Here is a 1,614-nt window from a genome sequence, read left to right as displayed (position 1 = left end):
GGCGCGACGGGGGCGTCGTGAGCGGGGCGTGCGGCGTGCGCTGAATCGGTCTTCACGCTCAGCACACTAGGGCATCCCCGGGGCGGGCGGGGCGCCCGAAATCCGGCCGCGAGCATCACGAGCGCTGGGGGACAAGCGCCGCCGAGTCCCCGCTGGCACCTCCCGCGGCGTCGGGTTGACGCGCGCCCTCCGCCCGCGGGCGACCGGAAAGCGGCGGGACTCGGGCGGCTGTGGCTCGGGCGGGCGGGTGCGCGCTCGCGGGCGCGACGTCGCCCCTCCCTCGAACACAACAGCGTTGCTGATGCTCACCCTCAGGGGAGCTTCGCGAGGCGAATTTCGCGGGGTCGAAACGGGGATCCGTGTCATAGTCTGTGCTTCGAGAGGCGGGGATAGGAATCCTAACCTTGCGAAACGGGCCACATTTCCCGGGTATTTCAGGGGATACATCGGCTCGATCCACACCGGAAGAGCAGCCCGGGCCGCGACGAAGATCCCTTCGCGCCGGACCCGGGTCGGGGCGCGATCGCCGCCGACGGCTCAACACTCAGAAACAAGGAGGTCTCGAGTGAAACTCAACCCATCGCTGATTGCCGGCGTCGCAGCGTTCGCGCTGCTCGCCTCGCCATCCGCCGCCCACGCGGCACCCGAGGAGGGCGCGCAGCTGCGCCTGCCCATGACCGCGTCCCAGGTGGACACCCTGAACCCATTTACGGCGATCATGGCGCAGTCCCTGGAGATCTTGGACTACGAGTACGACACCCTGGTCGGACGGACGCCCCCGGCGGGCGACTACGGCGGGGTCCTCGCCGAGGACTTCTCCGTGGACGGCACCACTTGGACGTTCACCCTCCGGCCTGACCTCAAATGGTCCGACGGGGAGCCGCTCACGGCAGCAGACGTCGCGTGGACCTATAACGCGGTGATGGACAACGCCCCGCTGCAGAAGGCCGATGGCAACGTCGTCGAGGGCCTCGTCTCGGTGACCGCGACCGATGAGCGGACGGTCGAGATGATCACCGAGGCGCCGACGGCCGTCAACCCGGGGCTGCTCCGCATCGTGCCCGAGCACATCTGGGGCGGGGAGAAACAGCCGCAGGACGTCGTGAACGAGCAAGACACGGTCGGCTCCGGCCCCTTCCAGGTGTCCAGCTACCAGGCCGGGACCTCGGTCGTGATGACGAAGAACGAGCACTACTGGGGCGGCGAGCCCGGCGTGGACGCGCTCGTGTTCACCGGCTACAAGAACGACGACGCGAAGGTGCTCGCGCTCCGCAACGGCGAGATCGACATGCTGACCGGCATGAACGCCTCGCACTACAAATCGCTCGAGGGGGTCGAGGGCATCACGCGCAACCAGGTGCTCTCCAAGCACTTCTGGAACATCTCCGTGAACCCCGGCACGCGGACCCAGTCCGGGGAACTGTTCGGCGAGGGCAACCCCGCGCTCCAGGACAAGGCGTTCCGGCAGGCGATTCGCCAGGGCATGAACACCGAGCAGCTCGTGGACAAGGTCCTGGAAGGGCTCGGGTCCACCGGGCCGACGATGTTCCCGCCCGGTTCCCCCGGCGGTTTCTACTCGGACTACGAGGACATCGCGGACCCCTACGACCCGAA

General features: G+C 68.3%; 1 protein-coding gene. It reads left to right on the top strand.

Features of this window, described 5'->3' with window-relative positions:
- Positions 1–565 precede the first annotated feature (565 nt).
- On the top strand, positions 566–1,614 hold a 1,049-nt coding region (locus tag OOT08_RS06935), incomplete at its 3' end, for an ABC transporter substrate-binding protein (RefSeq protein ID WP_325091865.1).

The organism is Leucobacter sp. M11, assembly GCF_035726885.1.
In the GTDB taxonomy this organism is placed as follows: domain Bacteria; phylum Actinomycetota; class Actinomycetes; order Actinomycetales; family Microbacteriaceae; genus JAPFRB01.
This window is presented reverse-complemented; position numbering and strand designations above follow the sequence as displayed.